This window comes from Glaciecola sp. HA4-3 (assembly GCF_055693685.1).
This window is the reverse complement of sequence record NZ_CM146340.1, coordinates 1,561,173-1,583,416: the sequence shown is the minus strand read 5'-3', so window position 1 is coordinate 1,583,416 and position 22,244 is coordinate 1,561,173. Positions and strand designations below refer to the sequence as shown.

General features: G+C 39.0%; 20 protein-coding genes. 6 read left to right on the top strand and 14 right to left on the bottom strand.

The window, feature by feature from the left end; translation table 11 throughout:
* Positions 1–9: 9 nt before the first annotated feature.
* The 3 genes from ACZ1G6_RS07515 to ACZ1G6_RS07505 all read right to left on the bottom strand — a co-directional run bounded on the left by ACZ1G6_RS07515 (position 10) and on the right by ACZ1G6_RS07505 (position 1,388).
* Entirely contained in the window at positions 10–504 is a 495-nt protein-coding gene (locus ACZ1G6_RS07515) for a hypothetical protein (RefSeq protein WP_472618717.1), read from the bottom strand.
* Positions 505–783: 279 nt separating this feature from the next.
* Positions 784–1,038 carry a hypothetical protein gene (locus tag ACZ1G6_RS07510; protein WP_472618716.1) on the bottom strand — a complete coding sequence of 85 codons (255 nt, stop codon included), beginning with the start codon at positions 1,036–1,038 and terminating at the stop codon, positions 784–786.
* Between the two features lie 89 nt (positions 1,039–1,127).
* On the bottom strand, positions 1,128–1,388 hold the full coding sequence (locus ACZ1G6_RS07505) for a hypothetical protein (RefSeq protein ID WP_472618715.1): 261 nt from the start codon (positions 1,386–1,388) through the stop codon (positions 1,128–1,130).
* 106 nt (positions 1,389–1,494) lie between these two features.
* Between ACZ1G6_RS07505 and ACZ1G6_RS07500 the strand changes: the two genes are divergently transcribed.
* Positions 1,495–1,722 carry a helix-turn-helix domain-containing protein gene (locus ACZ1G6_RS07500; protein WP_472618714.1) on the top strand — a complete coding sequence of 76 codons (228 nt, stop codon included), beginning with the start codon at positions 1,495–1,497 and terminating at the stop codon, positions 1,720–1,722.
* A 6-nt stretch (positions 1,723–1,728) separates the two neighbouring features.
* On the opposite strand, the gene ACZ1G6_RS07495 is transcribed toward ACZ1G6_RS07500, so the two are convergent.
* The gene (locus ACZ1G6_RS07495; protein ID WP_472618713.1) at positions 1,729–2,082 is read right to left on the bottom strand and encodes a hypothetical protein; all 354 of its coding nucleotides are present in this window, start codon (positions 2,080–2,082) and stop codon (positions 1,729–1,731) included.
* Positions 2,083–3,243: 1,161 nt separating this feature from the next.
* Here ACZ1G6_RS07495 and ACZ1G6_RS07490 point away from each other — a divergent pair.
* From ACZ1G6_RS07490 to ACZ1G6_RS07480, 3 genes are read left to right on the top strand one after another with little or no spacing between them, the layout of a single operon-like run.
* A complete protein-coding gene (locus ACZ1G6_RS07490; protein ID WP_472618712.1) occupies positions 3,244–4,002 on the top strand; it encodes an ABC-three component system protein in 759 nt (252 codons plus the stop codon).
* Positions 4,002–4,226 (top strand): ABC-three component system middle component 7, encoded by a 225-nt coding sequence (locus tag ACZ1G6_RS07485; protein WP_472618711.1) that lies wholly within the window; start codon positions 4,002–4,004, stop codon positions 4,224–4,226. The genes ACZ1G6_RS07490 and ACZ1G6_RS07485 overlap by 1 nt, the downstream gene beginning before the upstream one ends.
* The gene (locus ACZ1G6_RS07480) at positions 4,216–5,823 is read left to right on the top strand and encodes a DUF2326 domain-containing protein (RefSeq protein WP_472618710.1); all 1,608 of its coding nucleotides are present in this window, start codon (positions 4,216–4,218) and stop codon (positions 5,821–5,823) included. The genes ACZ1G6_RS07485 and ACZ1G6_RS07480 overlap by 11 nt, the downstream gene beginning before the upstream one ends.
* 402 nt (positions 5,824–6,225) lie before the next feature.
* Here the strand turns inward: ACZ1G6_RS07480 and ACZ1G6_RS07475 are convergent, their stop codons facing one another.
* The 10 genes from ACZ1G6_RS07475 to ubiG all read right to left on the bottom strand — a co-directional run bounded on the left by ACZ1G6_RS07475 (position 6,226) and on the right by ubiG (position 18,063).
* A complete protein-coding gene (locus ACZ1G6_RS07475) occupies positions 6,226–6,690 on the bottom strand; it encodes an ATP-dependent DNA helicase (RefSeq protein WP_472618709.1) in 465 nt (154 codons plus the stop codon).
* 356 nt (positions 6,691–7,046) lie between these two features.
* Positions 7,047–8,423 (bottom strand): ATP-dependent DNA helicase, encoded by a 1,377-nt coding sequence (locus tag ACZ1G6_RS07470; protein WP_472618708.1) that lies wholly within the window; start codon positions 8,421–8,423, stop codon positions 7,047–7,049.
* Complete coding sequence (locus ACZ1G6_RS07465) at positions 8,423–8,866, bottom strand: hypothetical protein (RefSeq protein WP_472618707.1); 444 nt, start codon at positions 8,864–8,866, stop codon at positions 8,423–8,425. The genes ACZ1G6_RS07470 and ACZ1G6_RS07465 overlap by 1 nt, the downstream gene beginning before the upstream one ends.
* Complete coding sequence (locus ACZ1G6_RS07460) at positions 8,866–9,270, bottom strand: hypothetical protein (protein WP_472618706.1); 405 nt, start codon at positions 9,268–9,270, stop codon at positions 8,866–8,868. Before ACZ1G6_RS07460 ends, ACZ1G6_RS07465 begins: the two co-directional genes overlap by 1 nt.
* Positions 9,267–11,498, bottom strand: a complete 2,232-nt coding sequence (locus tag ACZ1G6_RS07455) for a hypothetical protein (RefSeq protein WP_472618705.1) — start codon at positions 11,496–11,498, stop codon at positions 9,267–9,269. The genes ACZ1G6_RS07460 and ACZ1G6_RS07455 overlap by 4 nt, the downstream gene beginning before the upstream one ends.
* Entirely contained in the window at positions 11,495–12,067 is a 573-nt protein-coding gene (locus ACZ1G6_RS07450) for a hypothetical protein (protein ID WP_472618704.1), read from the bottom strand. The genes ACZ1G6_RS07455 and ACZ1G6_RS07450 overlap by 4 nt, the downstream gene beginning before the upstream one ends.
* Positions 12,043–13,125, bottom strand: a complete 1,083-nt coding sequence (locus ACZ1G6_RS07445; RefSeq protein ID WP_472618703.1) for a hypothetical protein — start codon at positions 13,123–13,125, stop codon at positions 12,043–12,045. The genes ACZ1G6_RS07450 and ACZ1G6_RS07445 overlap by 25 nt, the downstream gene beginning before the upstream one ends.
* A 1-nt stretch (position 13,126) precedes the next feature.
* Positions 13,127–14,302 (bottom strand): tyrosine-type recombinase/integrase, encoded by a 1,176-nt coding sequence (locus ACZ1G6_RS07440; protein ID WP_472618702.1) that lies wholly within the window; start codon positions 14,300–14,302, stop codon positions 13,127–13,129.
* A gap of 203 nt (positions 14,303–14,505) precedes the next feature.
* Positions 14,506–16,827 (bottom strand): class 1a ribonucleoside-diphosphate reductase subunit alpha, encoded by a 2,322-nt coding sequence (gene nrdA, locus ACZ1G6_RS07435; protein ID WP_472618701.1) that lies wholly within the window; start codon positions 16,825–16,827, stop codon positions 14,506–14,508.
* A gap of 522 nt (positions 16,828–17,349) precedes the next feature.
* A complete protein-coding gene (ubiG, locus tag ACZ1G6_RS07430) occupies positions 17,350–18,063 on the bottom strand; it encodes a bifunctional 2-polyprenyl-6-hydroxyphenol methylase/3-demethylubiquinol 3-O-methyltransferase UbiG (protein ID WP_472618700.1) in 714 nt (237 codons plus the stop codon).
* Positions 18,064–18,411: 348 nt separating this feature from the next.
* Here ubiG and gyrA point away from each other — a divergent pair, with 348 nt between their 5' ends.
* Together gyrA and serC are read left to right on the top strand one after the other, a co-directional pair.
* Positions 18,412–21,057, top strand: a complete 2,646-nt coding sequence (gene gyrA / locus ACZ1G6_RS07425) for a DNA topoisomerase (ATP-hydrolyzing) subunit A (protein WP_472618699.1) — start codon at positions 18,412–18,414, stop codon at positions 21,055–21,057.
* A 69-nt stretch (positions 21,058–21,126) separates the two neighbouring features.
* A complete protein-coding gene (gene serC / locus ACZ1G6_RS07420) occupies positions 21,127–22,212 on the top strand; it encodes a 3-phosphoserine/phosphohydroxythreonine transaminase (protein ID WP_472618698.1) in 1,086 nt (361 codons plus the stop codon).
* Positions 22,213–22,244 lie beyond the last annotated feature (32 nt).

The following is a 22,244-nucleotide window of genomic DNA, read 5'->3' as shown; positions in this document are numbered from 1 at the left end:
TGACTGAATTTAAGCCAACATCCCATGGTTACTTTGTACCAGATGGTTTTTAACTTTCTTCAGCTTTTCTCTATCTATTATCGCTTGCATCGGGCTCAATCCGTCCAATGAAGCTTTTGGGGAGGATAACCAGTCTGGTATTTTGAGCTGATCCCCCTCATACATTTCGAATAGTAAGTAAGCTAGCTCCACGTCTATATCTTTAATGGGAACTGAGGCTTTCAGGAAAGAGGTGTCGCCTATTTGGGGTGAGTATCCAGCATACTGCAAAGCATCTGAGGATTGACTAGCTTTTGATTGACTCTTTGGCTCATGAGGTTTTGGAAGTCTGAAGCTGAAAGACTTAATAGCAATAAAGCTGGATACAACAGGAGCTATGCTATAAGAGTAGTCAATTTCGATTGCTGTTATAAATGCAAAAAATGCCAGAAGATAAACAATAAATTGAAACGTTAGCTCAATCAGTACCTTTGAGACGTTGGAAATAATATTAGTAGAAGTCATGGTTGCTCCAATTTGAGTTAATAAAAAAGTTTAACGTGAAGGCTTCGTCGCAGATGGCGTCATCTTACACGTATAAAATATTCGTGCTTGAAATGCGGTGGTTTATAAGTAGACGGATACCGTTCTAATGCCATCCTCTAGCGTTCTGCTCGACGATAATAAAATGCTTTGGAAGCGCCTTTATCACCCATAAAAAACTCAATTGGCCGAGAGGAACAAGTCGACTTGACGAGTTTCTACTTACTTACGCCAACAATATTAAAATGCACCAAAGGTCACTCACAGCCTACCTCTGCGCTTGCACCATGCGATTGCTAACTCATCAAAAACCTCAGATGGGATCTCCAACGTTAACTCATAATCTCTTTTTCCATTATTAAAATACTCATTAATAATTGAAAAATTCTTCGGGCTATTTACGCGGATGACCGCGGGGTTCGGGTTAAAGGTATCATTACCGTTTTTTAAATCGAGATAACAGTCTTGATAGAGCATATAGTCACTTTGCGTAATTGCCCATTCTTTTGTCGACATAAAATCCTACTCGAGAAGGTTATTGCGGTAATATTTAGATTAAACTCTACCATCATAATTCAAGATTATTTTATGAGGGTCCTAAAAAGCTATAGCGGCCTTTTTAGAAGGAAACTTGTAACATCAAACACCAACTCTATGTCATCTTCAGCGCCAGTTTTTAAGTCTGAACGCTGCTCACTTAAGAAAATTGGAGTTTGACCAAAACACTCCCAACCAGCAAAACCATAACCATTGAGGATGCGTTGTAGGCCTTCTACCCTCTGATTGTCAATAATAGCAAAGTGGTCATTTATCAGAGCGTCATAATGTGTGTGTAAAACATGGTATTCCCACTTGGTTTGCTGCATAAATATTCTCCTATTTCCCAAATCTTATCATGAAGAACAAATTCAGACTATAGTCCGTCGACTATAGTCTGCAAAAGTATTCATATAGTCTCTTTTGAGAATCATAATGACTATACAGATAGCTTTTGGAAAAGTACTAAAGAAGCGCCGACAGGAAATTAAAGTTACTCAAGCAGAGCTTGGCTTTGATTGTGGGCTAGATAGAACATATATATCCCTTTTGGAGCGGGGTCTAAGACAACCCACGCTTGATAGTCTTTTCAAAATTGGGAAAGCGCTCAAAATAGAACCATCGAAGATTGTAAAGGAAGTAGAACTAATGGTAGTTCAGTGACACAGATTATTTTATGGGCTTGCGTCGTTGACAGAGCGAATAAAGCTCATCAACCGCAGAGTATGGAAAAAACCTAACATCCATAGTTTTGAATTGCGCTAAGTTTGCTTGGTCGAAAACCTTCTTTCTCAACTCGTCTGGAGCAACGATAGTCCATCGAATATCTCGCAGAGCAGGGGCTAAGTCGAAGAATCCTTTCATTCTCGTAAGTCCTGAGGTTACGCCAGTGCTATGTTCGACTTCCATAACCGCAGGCGTTAGACGTCCATTTCTAAACCAAATACAGTCGATTAGTCGAGCTGCGCTGGATGCATCAGGATAAGCCGTGAGCACCTTCTCAGTATCAAGTCTATCGATCACGGCGTAGATACTAGGCTTAAAAATTTAAAGGATGCTTTAGAGGTTCCTATCTTAAACAACCATGAAATTCATATCAAAGGTGATTATGAAGTTGGTTGTTATATTTTTCATGATGAAGATCATGATGATAAACATGGTCAATTAGAAGATATTCTGACTAAATTAATGAAAACAAATAATGAAGATATATTTACTGGTAGTTCGGACTTCTTAAAAAGTAATACTCTAGGAGATAACAGACAAAAAAAATATACTTGTAATATCGAAAACGAGTCTTATGGCGGCACGGTGCAATTTAAAGAATTAAAGTAACTAATTTCAGTAGCTGGCCAATTACAGTTTTCAGGTTCAAGCAACGCAGTAATAATTGCTAATAGCGACTACATCAAAAAGGACGATATGTTAGAAAATCAGCATTGCATTAATATCACAACTCTATTTGTGAATCGTTTATGAGTGTTCCCTCTATTCACAAACCAGTTCTTCAATATTCACTAGAATCTTGGTCCTGAACGGCGGCTTTTGCGCTGCTCCTGATATTCACAAACTGTGCTAACTAGCACTTGTATTGCTTAAATATTGTACACATCAACCAGTAAGTACAAACATGTATCCTTTAGCAATATACAAAAAGAAAGAAGCATGGAACAAAAATAAGTTAGTAGGTCAGAAGCTAGCGTTAAAGCTACAACAGATATGGGCAATATGAGTGTGTCTTGAATTGTCTGGGCATGTTCGTAATCTAGCGCTTTTCAATTTAGGTTTAGATAGTAAGTTACGCGGTTGTGACCTTGTGTCGTTAAAGGTGAGAGATATTGCTCAAGGAACAAATATTCAGTCGCGGGCAATGATTGTTCAAAAGAAAACAGGACAAACCGTTCAGTTTGAGATAACAAAAAATACACGAGACTCGATGTATAAATACAAATTAATAAAAATCCTCTCATATTTATGCAAATGATCCAATCGGTCATTTATCACCTTAAACCACTTTAAAGATGTGCAACAAAAGAAGTTAACTAGCAATGAGTTAGGTAATTTGGTAAATATATAGATATGATAGAGATGATGCGACTGCTGGTAGAAAAATGAACCAATCGGTCACTAATAAATCGTTATAACTTTTGGGGAAGTTTTACAATTTATGAAAGTGGTTCAAGGATGAGCAATCCAAGAAAGAAGTATTCTGATGCGCAAAATATAGCCTTGCTTTCACAGGTTAGTCGAGTGTGCCCCTTATGTGCTGAGCCTCTTTTCTATAAGAAGAGCGGCAAGAGCTTCAAAAACTATGAACTGGCGCATATATACCCATTAAATCCCACTAAAGAAGAAAAGCATCTACTGAAGGATGAAGAGTGGCTAAGTGATGATGTAAATGACGAAAATAACATCATACCTTTGTGCGAGATATGTCATGCAAAATTTGATAAGCCTAGAACTGTCGAGGAGTATCGAACCTTACTTGGACTAAAGAATAAGCTTATTGATCGTAGTGGCCAAGAAGCGATTTGGAAAAGATATACGATTGAAGATGAGATCAGCCAGATCATAGAAGCTATATACGATGATCCGGAACTAGAAAATGCTGCTGAAATTGATTTTACACCCAGAGAAGTAGATGAGAAGCTAGACTCTACCATGTCGAGGCCAACTAAATTAAAAATTAAAGGCAACGTTAGAGAGTACTACGTGTTTATTAGAGGGAAGTTCTCAGAGTTAGATAACGTCAATTCTGATTTTTCTGAAATCATTTCTCTTCAGATCAAGACATACTATTTAAAGCAAAAAAATATGGGGATTGATCAGCAGGCCATATTTGAAAATATGGTTGCTTGGATTTACGCAAAAACAAAACCAAAAACCAGTGATGCGGCAGAAATTATGGCCTCGTTCTTTATTCAAAATTGCGAGGTTTTTTAATGTCCTTTCCTAGTAAGTTTACAAATTTTGATAATTCAATTTTATCAAAGATTAGCTTTTTGATTCTGGAAGAAACTGAGGTGATTTCTTTGTCTGATCTGATACATGCTCGGTTAAACAAATTTGAGGATATTAGTGAGTTTATGCTGGCGCTTGATGTGCTTTATATCTTAGGAAAGATCGAATTGGAAGAGGGTGAAGGAGCTATTAGATATGTTAATTGAAATTCGTTGTGATAAATTCAGAGAAGAAACTATCGACTTTCACTCCGGCCTTAATGTTGTGTTAGGCGACAGTGTCGCCACTAATTCGATTGGCAAATCAACGCTACTTATGGTTATAGACTTTGTATATGGCGGAAAGTCTTTTCTTGATCATAATAAAGATGTTGTCGATGAGGTTGGACACCATGATTACTTTTTCACTTTTCAGTTTGGCAAGGAATTAGCCTACTTTAGAAGAGGGACGCAAACCCCAGACTTTGTATATAAATGTGATGATAAATATTCTGAAGTTGAGCCCATTAGTATCGAGGAATACACAACCTTTCTAAAGGCGTCTTATTCTCTGGGAGATATCGAGCTTTCTTTCCGTTCAATTGTGTCTCTTTTCTCTAGAGTCTGGGGGAAAGAAAATCTTGATGTAAAGCACTCTCTCCATAGTTTTAAAAGTCAAAAGCCCTCCGATTGCGTTACGAATACAATTAAGCTCTTTAAGAAATATGAGCCGATAAGAATTCTATCGGAAAATTTAAAAAATAAAAATGACGAAAAGAGTACGATTAGTAAGGCATCAAAAACTGGGTTGATTTCCAAGACAACCAAGACGAAGTACAAGGAAAACATTACAAGAATTAATACGATAGATTCTGAAATTGAGGAAATTAAAAACAACCTAAAGAAGTATGCCGTCAATATATCGGAGATAGCTAATAGACAGGTTATGGAGCTAAAACTCGAGAAAGATCGGCTTTTAGAAGAGAAACTTAGATTAGATAGTCGACTGCTTCGAGTGAGAAATGATCTAAACCAAAACAAGGCGATAAAAAGCAAGCATTTAGAGCCCCTGATAAAATACTTCCCAGATGTAAATACCTCGAAGCTCGAAGAAGTTGAATCATTTCACTCAAGCATAACCAAAATACTTAGAAAGGAGTTGAAGAGTAGCGAGGCTGAATTATCTTCACTGTTATCTTCAATAAGTGAAGAAATCGATTTAATCGATATGAAAATATCTGCTTCCTTGGCAGATTTAGATAATCCAAATGTCGTTATTGATAGGGTTTATGAGTTGTCGCAAGACCATTCCGTGGCCAGCAAAGAAATAGAGTATTTCGAAATGGACACTCAGATTAAATCGGATTTAAAGGAAGCAAAAGAACTGCTTGCTGCCGAGAAGACTAGAATCTTGGAGTTGATCGAAAATATACTAAATGACAAAATTAGAAGGAATGTCACGCAGATATATAACGAGGAAAGGAGGAGCCCAACACTTAATCTCCGTCAAAATAGCTACACTTTCGAACTAGTAGAAGATACTGGAACAGGCAAGGCTTATTCAAATTTAATACTACTTGACTTGGCTTTTTTAGAGGTTACTGCATTACCTTTCTTGGTACATGATTCAGTATTGTTTAAAAACATTCAGAATGATGCTGTTGCTAAACTGATTGATCTGTATGAATCAACAGGAAAGCAAACCTTTATCGCGATTGATGAAATCGGAAAATATGGTGATGTAGCAGAAAATAAATTGAAAGGTAAAAAGGTCATTCAACTTGATAATAATAATGTCTTGTATGTGAAGGATTGGAGAAAGTGATAGGCAATTTTAACAGGTCTCGTCTCTTATCTGTCGCTTGCAGTTATTTCGTCTATGTCCGGTATGCGTACACAGCAGTCGGGTAAGTGTTTTCTTTTGAACAGCCAGTTCTTTTTACACATTAGTATCTCAACATTCACTAAAGTCTTCGCCCCGAACGGCAGCTTTGGCGCTTTAGTTTGCATTCAATGCTAGGGCTTTAAGATGGCGTAAAATTATCAAATTTTATTATCGCCGCACAATTCTCGATTATAAAAAAACCTTAAAAAGCTAGTTTATCATGCGGGGATGCAAAACACTTTTTCGTACCAGATTCCCTGCCCAATAATATTTATCTGGTGTTGAGACTCTTAAAGTCTAACATCAGGTTACTGCGTACCCTAATAACCCGCAATCACAGCACTAAGCGCTTTTCTGTTTTTTTGCATCCTCATGATTGAAAAGATGCGCAGGGAGGTTGGTATAACGATTAAAAGCGTTTGATCTTTTCAATGCATGGTAAAAAGCTTCTTTATCACCGATAAACACTACCTGCTTTTTAGCCCGCGTTAGTGCTGTATATAGCAAATGCCTATCAAGATTTCTTCCTTGCTTTACTACGACAATCACGCGCTCAAATTGGCTGCCTTGAGACTTGTGTACGGTCAAGCAATAAGCATGCTCTAAGTTAGCAAGCTCATTTACTGAAAGCTCAACGCAGTTCCCCTCAAAATCAACCGTAATATCATTTTCACATTGACTGAGAACTCTACCAACAGAGCCATTTCGAATATCCTTATCGTAGTCGTTACGTGTGTACATGATTAGTTCGCCTATTCTCAATGAGCGACCGTTTATTTGATGAGCAACAGAGCCGAAATCTTTCACAATTAAATTAACCGCTTCTCCATTAGAGTATTTATCATGAATCAAAGCATTGATATTTGAAACGCCGCCTAATTGATGCTTTGTAGAGGAGAGGATTAATACATCATTACTGCTACCATCACCGCCTAATGTTTCATATGCTTTGAGCGCCTCTGTTTCGATCCTATCAGGTTTACATTCGATAAAACTAACCCCTTGAGAACACCCATCGAAGTCTTTAAACTTTATCTCGCAAGGTCCTGTATTGAAATTTCGGATTTGATTAGCAATAACAGGAATACCAGAAGCTTCAGATTGACGTTTTACGGCTGTTAATACTGGGTTTTTTAAAGACGTACCTACGAGATCATGAAGGCTTAAACCGATGCCAACCGGGGGAGTTGTTGTTCATCTCCAGTGAGTATTAGCCTGCCTTTAGCTGGGACCCTCTTTAAGATTTTCAGAAGCGATAAAATATCGACCATTGATGCTTCATCAACGATGAAAATCGCATCATCTGGTATATTTTCGGGTTCAACGTTGTACATAAACGAAGCTATTGTCATGGCTTCTCTTCCAGTGGCCTCTGTAATTCTCTGGGCGGCTTTGCCAGCTAATGCCATAAGATATATTTGTCTCGTTTGCTTAAGCTGTTCTAACGCGAGACAGATAGCTTCAATTACGGTTGTTTTGCCGCAGCCTGCGCCTCCTGTTAGCAAAGAAAGCCTAGAGGTACAGCATATTACTATTGCTTCCCTTTGTTCTTCTGTAAGCGGAAAATTTATGCCTAACTCAAAAACATCGATTTGTGAATTAACTCTATGATGTAAGGATGCGGCGTAGTGTGCCTGAGATAGTTTAGTGATGATTGATGCTACAGTTGATTCAACAATATCCATGCTACGTACTTGCGTCTTATCGCCTATCACTATGATTTCGCCAGCCTCAATAGCTGACTCAAAAGCCTTTTCGCCTAGAGAACCTAGTAAGCGACGAACCCTATATTTTACTTCGGCTGTAGGTAAGCAGGTGTTACCGACTTTGAATGCATTAAACATGACTTCTTTGACGTAGGCCGTTAATCTCAGCGGTGAATCATCAGTGAACCCAAGTCTGTTGATTGCATACGCATCAACTGCTTCTAAATTAGCCATAAAAGCGCCCAAGAGGTAGGGGTTTTCTTTGATTTTATCGTAGGCATTAAGCCCCCATATTTTCATAACTGAATCGCCAATATGATAGGGCACACCTAAATCATCCAGTAATCTTAATGTATTGAGTTCTTGGTATTTATTTAGACCCTCAATAAGACGCTCAGCCACTTGTCTACCTAAAATTGGAAGTAGCTTTTCAATATTATTTTCTGCCGCTATCTTATATAAATCATCACCGAAAAAAGACACCAACTTTTCGGCTTTGACATGACTAATGCCAAAAAATTCTTTTGCTTCAGCGAGTAGCCGCTTTAAGTTTTCATTGGCAGCTTTTGCGAATCGCAATTCAGTCGGTATTAAAACGAGTTCTTTTAACTGTGTGCCATCTTTTAATTCAATTGTTTGTGTTTCAATAGTTCCTGCTGCATCCCATAAGTGTCCCTCTCTGAATAACGATGGGACAGGTGCAGTCTTCCAGTCAGCCTTGATTACATATCTAGTGGACTTTGGATCTAGTGTAATAGCCGAGAAAATAATGCCTGCGCTTCGTCCTCTGCTTCGAATTTTGCGTATTTGTAATTGGCCCTTAAACTTGGTCATTACAGCCTTCCGGTTTCCATCATGTACCTTTCGATAGTCTCAAGGCGGGATAGTTTTTTATTGGCTTCTTCTAATTCCAACTTGGCATTGTAAAGCTCTTCCTCTAGCGCAGCGTTAGTTTCTTGCGTTTTTTTAAGGTCGGCCTTTTCTCTTGATGAAGCTATATTTTCTGTCTTTCTTCGTTGCTTTTCGGAGCCTGTTCGCGTGTCTTCATACAAAATCCCTTTTTCAATAAGATCGACAACAACATCGTCATACAGAGCTTTGATCTTGCTATTACCCGTGATTCTTTTACGATCAAACTCGCATTCTCGCGCTATCATCTTTTTATTTAGATCTAATTGGTTTGCTAGCGTATAATCTTCCCAGTCGCCGTGTTGATTTCTGGCGTCAACGAAGGCTTTGAATCGTTCTAAATTGACCTGTGCTGCTGGATTGCTCATTAGGCCTCCTTGTGTTTCTTTAATTTTTTAGGATAGATAAAAGCTGGATCTATACCTTGATCTTCAAGCATTTGATAACAGTCATTGAGCCTAAGAATTAGAGCTTCCATATCGCCTTTCAGCTTCTTTTTGTCGGATTTCAGTTTTTCGTTTTCTTCCTTCATGCCTGATATTGGGGCAGGGCCTGTGGATGGTTCCGTAGGCTTGTATCCTTTTAGTATATCCCTAACCTCCTGATAGCGTTTCATGTAGCGTTTGTTTCGGTTAAGGGTCATGCGGGATATACCGCATCTATCCGCTATGTAATCATGCCCGAACTCATGCTTATACTCTGGGTTATGTGCAAAAAACTCTAGACTTAATAAGGCTTTTGGTAACCAGTCTGGTGATTTAGATTTGCTCATGCATCTTCCTCCGGCTTGAATATTTGCACGATAGGGATGTTGTTTTCTTTTTGAGATTCAGCCCTCTCATATGCTTTAAGCGCGTTCTCACAACCCTTAATGGTGTCTATGCAAAACTGGACATGCTGGTCTAGAGGCTCTTTATCATTCAACGTATTGAGCAACTCGTCATAATTAGGAAGAAGTGCGTACAACTGTTTCTCATAATGTACTTTTGTATTAATAATAGATTTTTTAGCCTCCTCATCTTGGGTATCTATACCAAAGTGTTGGCAACCGTTTCCATCCTTTCCTCGAAGACACATCATACCTTTCTCACAAGGGCTGACGTCTAGCTCTCTGTTGCACGTCCCCCAAGGCGTGTAGTGGACTACTGATAGCGTATAGTTCAAGGCATTTTCTATCTCTTCTTGCGAGACATTATTCTCTCGCATACGCCTTATGCGTCGTCCTAACACATCATCAGGCACGTTATCAGACAGATAGCGCTCTCTAATTGATTCTGCTCGTTCTTTGGGAGTGCGATGATCATAGTGCCGAGACTGACCAGCTTGCCTGCCCATGAAAAGGTCAACCGCTGCTTCATTTTTACCCGAACGAATCAAGTTCGTGGTAATCCAGTGCCTAAATTGATGAGATGTAATTCTAACGATATCACCATTGTTGTTTCTTATGTCATATCGTGTAAAAACTGATTTACTTCTAGATGTGTCTTCGGTTAACCAATTCGCGATATTTCTTGGTGTCAACGGTCGAGGAAGAAAGCCATGGCTCTTTGTATTAGCGGTAAATGTCTCATCTTTTACGATGAATAGAAAGTCACTGAAGGGCATTTTTATAGAGTAGGAAATGGACGAAATTGTATCCGCTACCTCTCCATTAACGCTATTTTCGAGGTATATACTTTCTTTATACTTTCTCAATTTTTTCATGGCAGTAGAAGCTATAGCCGTTTTAGATACTACCACGTGCCTAGTTCGCCTACTCTTAAGTTTTGCTTTTATTTCACCAACAACCGCATGTGAATAGACACCTAACTTATCAGTTCCATCTTTCAATGTAGATTTGCGTAGGGAACTAAATGACAAACCCGATTGATGGTAGTCGCCAGTTCCACCTACTTCGGCCCTAACAAAATATTCTTCAGGGTCATAACCATTTTCCTTCAATGATTGAATAAAACTTGGAGCTCTATCTGGAAAAGTTAGGGTGTCAATAAATACTTTTTCTCGCTTAGTTTCGACTCGTTTAGCAAAGGCTCTAAATCCTTTTGTAATTTCAATAATGCGTTTATATGATTGTAAGATAACCTCTTCCCACTTGCGTGGGACAGGTCGGGCGTTAGCTAATTCGCCTTTCTCAGTAAGGACTCGAAGAAACCATCTTTGAGCAACTTCATCAAAACCGATGCAGTCTTTATGTAATCTACAGACTTCACCAATACGCAGACCGAGCGCCAAAAAAAATGGCATGGCGAGTAGACGAAGCTCATCATAATAAGGCTTCGGCTCGGAGTATAGGGCAGTTTCTCCACGCTCAATTCTACATACATCTTCATCAAATCTCTGTTTTACTATTCCAATGTAAGTATCTATTTTTTCGATAAATTTATCATCTCTCGCTTTCGCAGCTTCTTTGGACGTGGCATCAGTTCTTTTTGAGATGGGATTTGCCAACTTAACTTTAGGCGCGAAACTTTTGCAGAGCTTATTTGGAACTATGAATTTTTTAACAAAACTTATGATGGTTTTATAACGCTCGTAAGGGCCTCTGCCAGCATAGTTTTTTTCAAGCAGCGGGATTAATTTATCCAACTTATCTTGATTGATAGACGCTAAATGGCTGATACTAAAATTATAGTATTCGCCAAGCCACACAGTATATGATATGAGGGATGAGAGGCTTTTGGGAGCGCCGCTATGCCCTTTAATTTTATTCAATATGAATATTCTATATATATCAGCCCAAACGCCTTCGACTGCAACTTTATCATTTTCGGGAGTTTTTCCGGTTACTAAATTACCAGAGGCGTCATATGGACGTGTAAAATATATGGTTACGTTTCTATATGTCCAAAATTTATCGTCCCAAATACCTATGAGCTTGCCAGAGGACACGAGTGCTTCAAACTCAGGCAGCGCATACCTTTTTAGTTCTTCGACTCTTTGTTCAATTTGTTCGAATAGCTTGTCTTGTCTTTGTCCACCAAGATTTGTAATAGCGCTCATGACTTCTCATCTCTCATTGATTTTTGTGCCTCTACAATCTGTATAACGCCTTCGAATGCCTCGTCTAGCTGATGCTGAACAGGGCCGCTGGAGTTGTTGCGAACAAAGTTACGTTCATCTTTGATAACATCTAACTGCGCTTCGTGATTAGCGTCTTTAAATGGGCGAAATAAGCCACATCCATAACAGCTCACTGATGGGTGCCAATCACAGCTGGATTTCTTTAGGCATTTTCCGAGTTTGAGTAAGTCTTTTCCTCTAACAACTGACCCTACTACCTTGTCATCATCTTCATCAATAATATAGCCTTGCCAGCGAGACACCGCGTTGTCTATTGCTTTGGATGAATCAAAGGCATCATCTATAAAATCAATCAAATCGCGGTTGTATTTAAAATAATGTTGCACCGATCTAGTGTTAGAGTGGTCTAGTGCCATCGCAACTTCTTCTAATGTTTTGCCTTCCATTACCATGCGGGTTCCTAAGGTATAGCGGAACCGATAAGCGGTCATGTTTAATGGTAGGGCATTGTCATCTTCATCTTTTAAATAGGCTGATTTAAGCTGCAATTCTTGTTGGATTTTTCTAGAAAAAGCTTCAGATATCCTCTGAGATCCAAAATGCCATGCATACTCAACAAGTTTTTTTCTTTCAAATAATGTGGACTTACTTTGTTACTCTTGAACAAGGGGCGCGGAAGAGGGTGTTTGTTTTCATCAAACTGATGTTTATCTGACTCCTCTGAAATTAAGATGTTTATATCCTCAGCTAATTCATCTGGCAGTTGGCGTAGTAAAAAGTTATTTGTATCGCGTCTTAATTGTGCCACACGGCCTTTCACTCTTGGTACGTTGATATACCACGCTAGTGTTTGGTTGTCGTAAAATATATCCTCTTCTCGTAACAGCGCCATTTGGATAGGACGAAGTCCAAAATGCATAGCAAGCTTGACCATAACTTTATGTTGCAACGATAGCTTATTTGACTGAAGCGCGACCGAAATTTGTGCAACTTCAGAGCGAGTAAAAGGTCCATTCTCATGGTCTAACAAGGAAACTCGTTGCTTTGTGCCTTTGTTAGGAATAACTATTTCATCTAATTTAAAAATTAGCGTTTCATTAAACCCCCAAAAACTATTGGAAATTCCATAGTTGGCAAATTGTCGTATTGCCGTCCATACCCTTTGATTGTCAATGTTTTCTATAATAATGGCTGACAATTGAGCTGAAATTTCGTTTGCAAATATGCGCTCAGAGCTTAAGGCATTGTCTGATAGCTTGATGCCCGACAAGGCTTTAAAACCAATACCTTGATGTAATAATGACGCAGGGGAGCGAGATATTGCTGTATCAAGCCAGCAAGACACTGCAATATAGTTGATGTAAGAATATTTAGAATACTCATCACTAATAGGATAAAACGCTGAATCTTTGCCAACATTTATCACTCGGTGGCGTTTTACTAAATGTCCATTATTGTCGCGTAGGTCAAGCATTTGACCATGAAAAGTCTCTATTTTGCTGGGGAACGGATCGCAATCCCCATTTAGGTTACTCACGATGTCATACATATGTTGGTAAACATCATCAACGTGTGGTGCTAGATATTTCGTTTGTGCGTAGCCCATTCTAGAATGTTTCCTTTTCTGCTAAATATTGTCTTAACTTTTTCTGGAGTATTGCGTTCGTATAGCGCTTCGGCATTGAGCTAGTGGAAGACCAGCCACCCCACGTTGTTAAGGTATCTTGCATATCACCAGCTTTGATCATGGGGGAATTTGAGTTCTCATATTGTTTATCGACACTCTCTCTTAACTCACCGCCTCTAGTTACTCGAAATTGGTGCGGATGAATGGCGTCTTTCAATTCGGGAACTTTGCGATATAAGCTATTGAGCACATAATCTAGACCTTCTGTCGTCATCGCGCCCCCATCCTTATCACTAACAAATAAATACTTTGTTAATGAACCCTTAAAGGGCTTTCGGAGCTTTGGCCTATCATTCTCTATATAATCTATCAGCAAGGCTGCGAGACCTCGTGAAATGGGTAACTCACGCCCACGAGTTTTATGTGAAGCGCCATCGCTTCTACCTCTAAAGCTCTTATCGCCTTGGTCTTGTGTTTGAATAACAACGGTTGGTTTCGTTGTTAGTTTTAAGTCTTTTTGGTTATGCCTAATAAGCATAAGCTCAGATGCTCTGCACCCTAACTCACAAAGAAGCATGACCATGCAAGCATTCCGCCGCTGTAGTGCAAGCCTGAAAGGATTCATTTCATTTACAAAATCATGCGAAGTGGGGCGGATGATATCTCTGATAAGATTTATTTGAACAGAAGAAAGTGGCTTTGTATAGCGCGTTTGATTATCAACCTCTGAGGCGCTATATCTTTTTTTACTGATGTGATCACACAATTTATTGACTTGTTTTAAATAAAACTCAGCTTTATCGATATCATGAAGCTTGTTAACGTAACGCGTGTAGTTATATTCTAAAAAAGATTTTATTGAATCAATGCGGCGATTAAAGGTAGTTGGCTTTACTTGAACACCATCAGCGAGGTCATATTTGAAGTTAATGAGTAAAAAAGCAGATAACTCATTTGCTTGACGTAGACTCATTATTTCAAGTTTCGCAGCTGCTTCAAAAAAATCGGGTGAGCATCGGTCAACAAATTCATAAAACACGCATAAATCTTGTAATCGACCTTTTACTGTGTTTAAAGGTTGAGCAAGCCACAGCTCCCACCCCCAAAGCGCGGCTAGAGGTTCAGGGAAGTTATTATTTCTTACATCAATCAGCACCGGAAGTAATTGGTTGCCATACTGAGGATGTGGGATTTTTTTATTTGAAAACTCAGCATAATGTTACGTTTATAACACGACCCATATATCCAATCAATAAGCAAAAGAAAGAGGCAAATGTGCCCCTTAACTTAAGTTACTGATTTAACTGTTTTTAGTCATGAGTTATCCACAGGAATGTTACATGAATAAAAAGACAACGGTCATATTTTACACGCGCCGCCCGCGCAATCATCATCTTCTTCAATGACAACTTCTTGAACAGCTGGCTTTGCTTCATTTACTGCTAGCTCTGAATCAGACTTATCAGATGCGCCATCACGAGTGTTGTGGTAATAAAGCGTTTTAATACCTAACTTATAGGTGGTTAACAAATCTTTAAGCATAAGCTTCATTGGGACTTTTCCGCCTTCATAGTTATTGGGATCATAACTGGTGTTCGCCGATATAGTCTGATCTACAAATTTTTGCATAATTGCGACTAACTGCAAGTACCCATCATTTGAAGGAATATCCCATAACAGCTCATAATTATCTTTTAGCTGTTTATAGTCAGGTACCACTTGTTTTAAAACCCCGTCTTTACTTTGCTTAATGCTGATATGTCCCCTGGGCGGCTCTATACCATTGGTGGCATTGGATATTTGCGACGATGTCTCAGAGGGCATAAGTGCTGATAAGGTACTATTTCGTAGACCATATTTGACAACATCCTCTCGTAAAGAATCCCAATCATAATGCAAAGGCTCATTACATATTTTATCAAGGTCCTTTTTATAGGTATCCACTGGCATTAAACCTTGTGAATATGTCGTTTCATTAAACTTAGGACAAGCACCCACTTCTTTTGCTAAATTGTTAGAGGCCTTCATCAAATAATATTGTATGGCTTCGAACGTTTTATGTACCAAACCGTTAGCACTATGATCCGAGTATTTAACACCATTTTTCGCAAGATAATAAGCAAAGTTAATGACGCCTATACCTAGTGTTCTTCTTCCCATTGTTGCGTTGAAAGCGGCTGGCACAGGGTAGTCTTGATAATCGAGAAGACTATCTAATGCTCTTACCGCTAAATCTGCTAATTCTTCTAGTTCATCTAGACTTTCGATTGCACCAAGGTTAAAGGCTGAAAGTGTACATAAGGCAATTTCACCTTCTGGATCATTGACATGACTCAATGGTTTGGTGGGAAGCGCAATTTCTAAACATAAGTTGCTTTGACGCACCGGCGCCACTTTCGGATCAAAGGGACTATGGGTATTGCAATGGTCGACATTTTGAAGATATATGCGCCCAGTATTTGCTCTTTCTTGCATAAACTGACCGAACAATTCAATCGCTTTTATTCTTGTTTTGCGAATAGAGTCGTCGTTCTCATATTTTACATAAAGCCTTTCGAATTCGTCTTGATCTGCAAAAAACGCATCATATAATCCAGGCACGTCAGATGGGCTAAACAGCGTGATATAATCATCTTTTATCATACGCGTGTACATTAATTTGTTGCATTGCACACCGTAGTCTAAATGTCTAACTCGATTCTCTTCGACACCTCTATTGTTTTTTAGGACCAACAAGGATTCAACTTCTAAGTGCCAAATTGGGTAGAACAAAGTTGCAGCACCACCTCTGACACCCCCTTGAGAGCAGCTTTTAACGGCTGTTTGGAAATGCTTATAAAAAGGAATGCATCCGGTATGAAATGCCTCGCCACCTCTTATTGGACTACCTAATGCTCTAATTCTTCCGGCATTGATGCCTATCCCAGCTCGCTGACTGACGTATTTTACAATTGCACTTGATGTAGCATTAATCGAATCAAGACTATCACCTGCTTCAATTAGCACACAGGAGCTAAATTGACGGGTAGGGGTTCTGACACCTGCCATTATTGGAGTAGGAAGCGATAGTTTAAACGTGGAAGCAGCATCATAAAAACGTTTGATGTAATCTAAACGAGTTTCTTTGTCATACTTTGCAAACAAGCATGCAGCTACCAGTACATAAAGAAACTGTGCACTTTCGTAGATTTCTCCGCTAACTCTGTTTTGCACCAAATATTTCCCCTCAAGCTGTTTGACGGCAGCATAACTGAAGTTCATATCACGGCTATGGTCAATTAGGGCATCTAATGCGTCAAATTCTGCATCTGTATAATCTTCTAATAGATGTTCGTCGTATTTGCCCGCTTCAACCATTTCATGGACATGTTTGGTCAGTTTTGGCGGCTCAAATTGTCCATAAGCTTTTTTGCGAAGATGGAATATCGCTAGTCTTGCTGAGAGGTATTGGTAATCAGGTGTCTCGGTAGTGATTAGATCTGCAGCTGATTTGATCAGGGTTTCGTGTATCTCTTCGGTTTTAATCCCGTTATAGAACTGTATTTGAGCCTTGATTTCAACTTGAGAAACCGACACATCTTCTAAACCTTTAGCTGCCCAAGTCACTACTTGATGTATTTTTTCTAAATCAATAGGCTCTTGCTGGCCATTACGTTTAGTCACAAGTAAATTATTGTTCATTATTTATATGCTCTTGTTTGTAATCAACATATAGAAAAGCCATCAAACTTGTTGGCAAGCATTGGAATTTCACATGTTGTTTTTGTTAATTATTGTGTGTTATTCATTTTTATTTTTTTAAAGCGTTCAAAGGGCTTTGTTGCTTTTTTAACTACACACTACGCGCAAATGCTTGTGGTACTAAACCTTTTTGGTTACCAAGCTGAGTAACCTTTTGACCAAACTGCATTAAAACTGACCAAACCGCATCAAAACTCAAACGTTTCAATTCATGGTATACACAAGATAGTGTGTATAGTGAGGATTTGCAACTACTATATGTAGTGTTTTGGCGAGAAGTTTTACTGTGTGTATTTCTGTTAGTATTGACTAACACCATAGGAACGAATCACAGAGTGATTTAGCAGATGCAAGACAATCTGAGCACTAGTTTTAGTAGCTAAAATATTTCGTTATATTGAATTTCATACTTATAACCAGAGTAACTTTTAACCAGCAGTGACTATCTTTGATTCAAATGAATTATATCACCACATCGCTCATTTTACAGGCGATAAAATAGTTCACATCAACATTTTTATCAGACAATAAGTATTCATTTTTTAAAGGGTTAAAATGCATGCCTGTCATTGTTATTGTTTGAAGCTGAGTTGCTTCAATCATTCGTGTCAGTTCTGCTGGAGTAATAAATTTATCGTAGTCATGTGTACCTTTAGGTACCATATTAAGCAAATACTCAGCACCTAAGATGGCCATAAGATATGATTTAGGGTTGCGATTTAGAGTTGAAAAAACAACAACTCCACCTGGCTTTACCAATCTGGCACAAGCATCTACTATTGAGCTAGGGTCAGGGACATGCTCAAGCATTTCCAAGCAACAAACAATATCATAATGCTGCGGATAGTTAAGTGCATGGTCTTCAGCGGTACTTAATAAGTATTCAAGATTAAGGTTTGATTCAAGAGCGTGTGATCGGGCAACCTCTAATGATGATTCAACCATGTCTAAACCACTAACGTTTGCACCTCGTTTAGCTAACTCTTCGCTTAAAATACCGCCGCCGCAACCAACATCTAAAATTGATTTATCAAATACGCCACCACATTGTTGTTCTATATAGTCGACTCTAAGCGGATTAATATCGTGCAAAGACTTAAATTCGCCAGTTTTATCCCACCATTTACTAGCTAGATCAGAGAACTTTGATAACTCGTTCGCATCAACATTACTCATTATTGTTATTCCTCAAAGTTAGTCTTGTAAAGTTGCAATTGATTTGTATGAATTTTAATCATTATTACGAATTAACCAAAATGCAATATTATATTACCCTATAAATACATGAATTTAAGCTTTGAACATGCATTTATATGCTACAAGTTTTGCTAACTTAGTGATAATATCTTAACCGTCGATGAATTTTTCTTGATGCACTATACAATGCGCAATCCTATCATTGGCAGACTAATAAAAATTGAGTTTGATAATAACAAAGTATTGGCATGCCAAGACTAACGTTCATTTCTACAATGAATAGGGTCATGGACAAAACCAACACACTAAAAAAGGACTATGCAGTTTATGACTGATAACGCCAAAGATATCTCTCCTATTAATATTGAAGAAGAGCTTAAAAATTCCTACCTTGATTATGCGATGAGTGTAATTGTCGGGCGGGCATTACCCGATGTAAGAGATGGACTCAAACCGGTGCATCGTAGAGTTTTGTTTGCGATGAATGAGCTTAAAAATGATTTTAATAAGCCATATAAAAAATCGGCAAGGGTCGTTGGTGACGTTATTGGTAAATATCACCCACATGGTGACTCGGCAGTGTATGACACGATTGTTAGAATGGCTCAACCTTTCTCTTTGCGTTATATGCTGGTCGATGGCCAAGGTAATTTTGGTTCGGTAGATGGCGACTCTGCAGCTGCTATGCGATATACCGAAATCAGAATGGCAAAAATAGCGCATGAGTTATTGGCCGATTTAGACAAAGAAACAGTCAATTTTGTCCCTAATTACGACGGACAAGAGCATATTCCAGAAGTCCTCCCTACAAAAGTGCCCAACCTATTAGTAAATGGGTCTTCAGGTATCGCTGTGGGAATGGCCACCAACATACCACCTCATAATTTAAATGAAGTCATTAATGGCACGATCGAGCTAATTAATAATCCTGATATCACCATTGAAGAACTGATTGATTTCATTCCTGGTCCAGATTTCCCAACTGCCGCAATTATAAGCGGGCGTCAAGGCATTATAGATGCCTATAAAACTGGTCGTGGGAAAATTTATCTACGTGCAAAAGCTGAAATTGAACAAGAAGATAATGGTAAAGAAACCATTATTGTTCATGAGATTCCTTATCAAGTTAATAAAGCTAGATTAATTGAAAAAATTGCAGAGTTAGTAAAAGAAAAGAAAGTTGAGGGTATTTCTGCCTTACGTGACGAATCTGACAAAGATGGAATGAGAATTGTCATTGAAGTTAAACGAAATGAATCAGCAGAAGTGTTACTTAACCACTTGTATGCCAATACTCAATTACAGACTGTATTTGGTATTAATATGGTAGCACTTGATAAAACGCAACCTAAAGTGTTTAACCTAAAGGAAGTGCTAGAAGCATTTGTGTTACATCGTCGTGAAGTAGTAACACGCCGTACAGTGTTTGAATTGAAAAAAGCACGCGATAGAGCCCACATTTTGGAAGGTCTAGCAATAGCCTTGGTCAATATTGACCCCATTATTGAACTTATTAAAGCATCACAAAGTCCTGCAGAAGCCAAAAAGCAACTGATTGCCAAAGGGTGGGCCTTAGGAGATGTTGCACAAATGCTTGAAAGAGCAGGTAATGATGCTGCTCGCCCGGATTGGCTAGCTGATGAGTTTGGTATTCGTGATGGGCAATACTTCCTAACAGAAGAGCAAGCTCAAGCCATTCTTGATTTGCGCCTCAACAAGCTTACTGGCTTAGAACATGACAAAATCCTTGATGAATATAAAGGTTTGATCGATATTATCGCAGAGTTACTTGAAATATTAGGTAGCTCAGTGCGTCTGATGGAAGTGATTACTGAAGAGTTAGAAAAAGTTAGAGATGAGTTTGGTGATGATAGGCGTACGGAAATTACTGCAGCTAGTCATGATATTGATATTGAAGATCTAATCGAGCGCGAAGATGTCGTGGTTACTTTGTCGCGCGAAGGTTATGTGAAATATCAAAAGCTATCAGATTACGAAGCGCAAAGACGTGGCGGAAAAGGAAAGTCCGCAACCAAAATGAAAGATGAAGACTTTATTGAAAAACTACTTGTGGCTAATACGCATGACCACATATTGTGTTTTTCAACACGCGGCAGACTCTATTGGCTTAAGGTCTACCAATTGCCTCTTGCCAGTCGAAACGCTAGAGGTCGTCCAATAGTGAATATTTTACCACTGGAAGATGGCGAACGAATTACTGCTATATTGCCAATCAAAGAGTTTGAAGAAGGCAAATATGTATTTATGGCCACCGCGAATGGCTCAGTGAAAAAGACAGAGTTAGTGCAATATTCTAGGCCACGTGCAAATGGAATTATTGCGGTTAATCTAAATGAAGGAAATGAACTTATTGGAGTCGATTTGACGGATGGTAGCAGCGAAATAATGCTGTTTTCTGATGCAGGTAAAGTCGTAAGGTTCAGCGAAGAGCAAGTTCGTCCAATGGGCCGCACTGCGACAGGTGTTAGAGGTATAAGAATTGCTGATAATGAGCGAGTTGTATCACTAATTGTCCCTAACGCTACTAACGATATTTTAACTGCGACTGAGAACGGCTATGGAAAGCGTACCCCAGTAACTGAATATCCTGCAAAGAGCAGGGCCACTAAAGGGGTCGTTTCGATCAAAGTTTCAGAGCGTAACGGCTTGGTTGTTGGTGCAGTGCAGGTCGATGAAAACGATGAAATGATGCTAATTAGCGATCAAGGCACATTAGTAAGAACAAGAGTATCTGAGGTATCGCGCGTTGGTCGTAACACTCAAGGAGTAACACTTATTCGTACCGGTGATGGCGAAAAAGTGGTTGCACTTCAAAAGATTGATGAAATTGTTGAAGAAGCAATTGAATTAGACGAAGACGGTAATCCAATTGCTGAGATGCCGGCCGAAACACTCACTGATACAAATAACACCGAAGCATCTCCAGATGATGATGTGGGTGAAAAAAATTGATATCAAATAGCTAGATAAAATTAGCAGCAAGTGTTCATTAGACCTTGCTGCTTTTTTATGGAAAACAAAATGAGCATATACAATTTTAGTGCAGGTCCTGCTGCACTTCCTAGAAGTGTTTTGGAAAAAGCACAACATGAATTGCTTGACTGGAATGGTCAAGGCAGTTCGGTAATGGAAGTAAGTCATAGAGGCAAACCATTTATTGAAGTTGCTCAGAAAGCTGAGCGCGATTTGCGAACCTTGATGAATATTCCCAATAATTACAAGGTGTTATTCTTACAAGGTGGAGGCCGAGGTCAGTTTTTCAGTGTCCCTTTGAACCTATCTCAGCGTGGCGATTTCTGTCAGCATTGGGTCACAGGGCAGTGGTCAGAGCTAGCCGTTAAAGAGGCACAAAAATATATGCGTACTGAAGTGGTAGCGAATAATCAAGTTCGCAACAATATCGTCAGTCCGCTTGAGCAAAAAGACTGGAAGGCAATTGATCAAAGTGCTGCATATTTTCATTATTGTACTAATGAAACAGTGGATGGGATTGAAGTGGACTTTATTCCACAAACTGGGAATGTACCTTTGGTGGCAGATATGTCATCAAACATTTTGTCAAAAGAAATAGACGTTAGTCAATTTGGCATCATCTATGCTGGCGCTCAAAAGAATATTGGTCCTTCAGGTTTGGCCTTGGTTATTGTCCGCGAAGACTTGATTGGACTTGAGCGAAGCGATACGCCGTCGATTTTCTCATATCAACAGCAGCTAGCGGCAGATAGTATGTATAACACTCCGCCCACCTTTTCGTGGTATTTAGCAGGTCTTGTGTTTGAATATTTGTTAGAACAAGGCGGATTGAACACTGTTGGGTTGTTAAATGAACGAAAAGCGAAACATTTATATACAACCATCGATAACAGTGACTTTTATGTCAACCATGTTGCGACACAATACCGTTCAAAAATGAATGTGACTTTTCACCTATCAAAGCCAGAATTAAACGAGGCTTTTCTCCAACAGGCTGATAAACGTGGATTGAAAGCCTTGAAAGGTCACCGCAATGTTGGTGGGATGCGTGCGAGTATTTATAATGCCATGCCGTTTGAAGGTGTTGAAGCGCTTTGCGAGTTTATGCTTGAGTTTGAAAAACAAAGCACTTAGACAGCACACGTAGATAAATCAACTACTTAAAG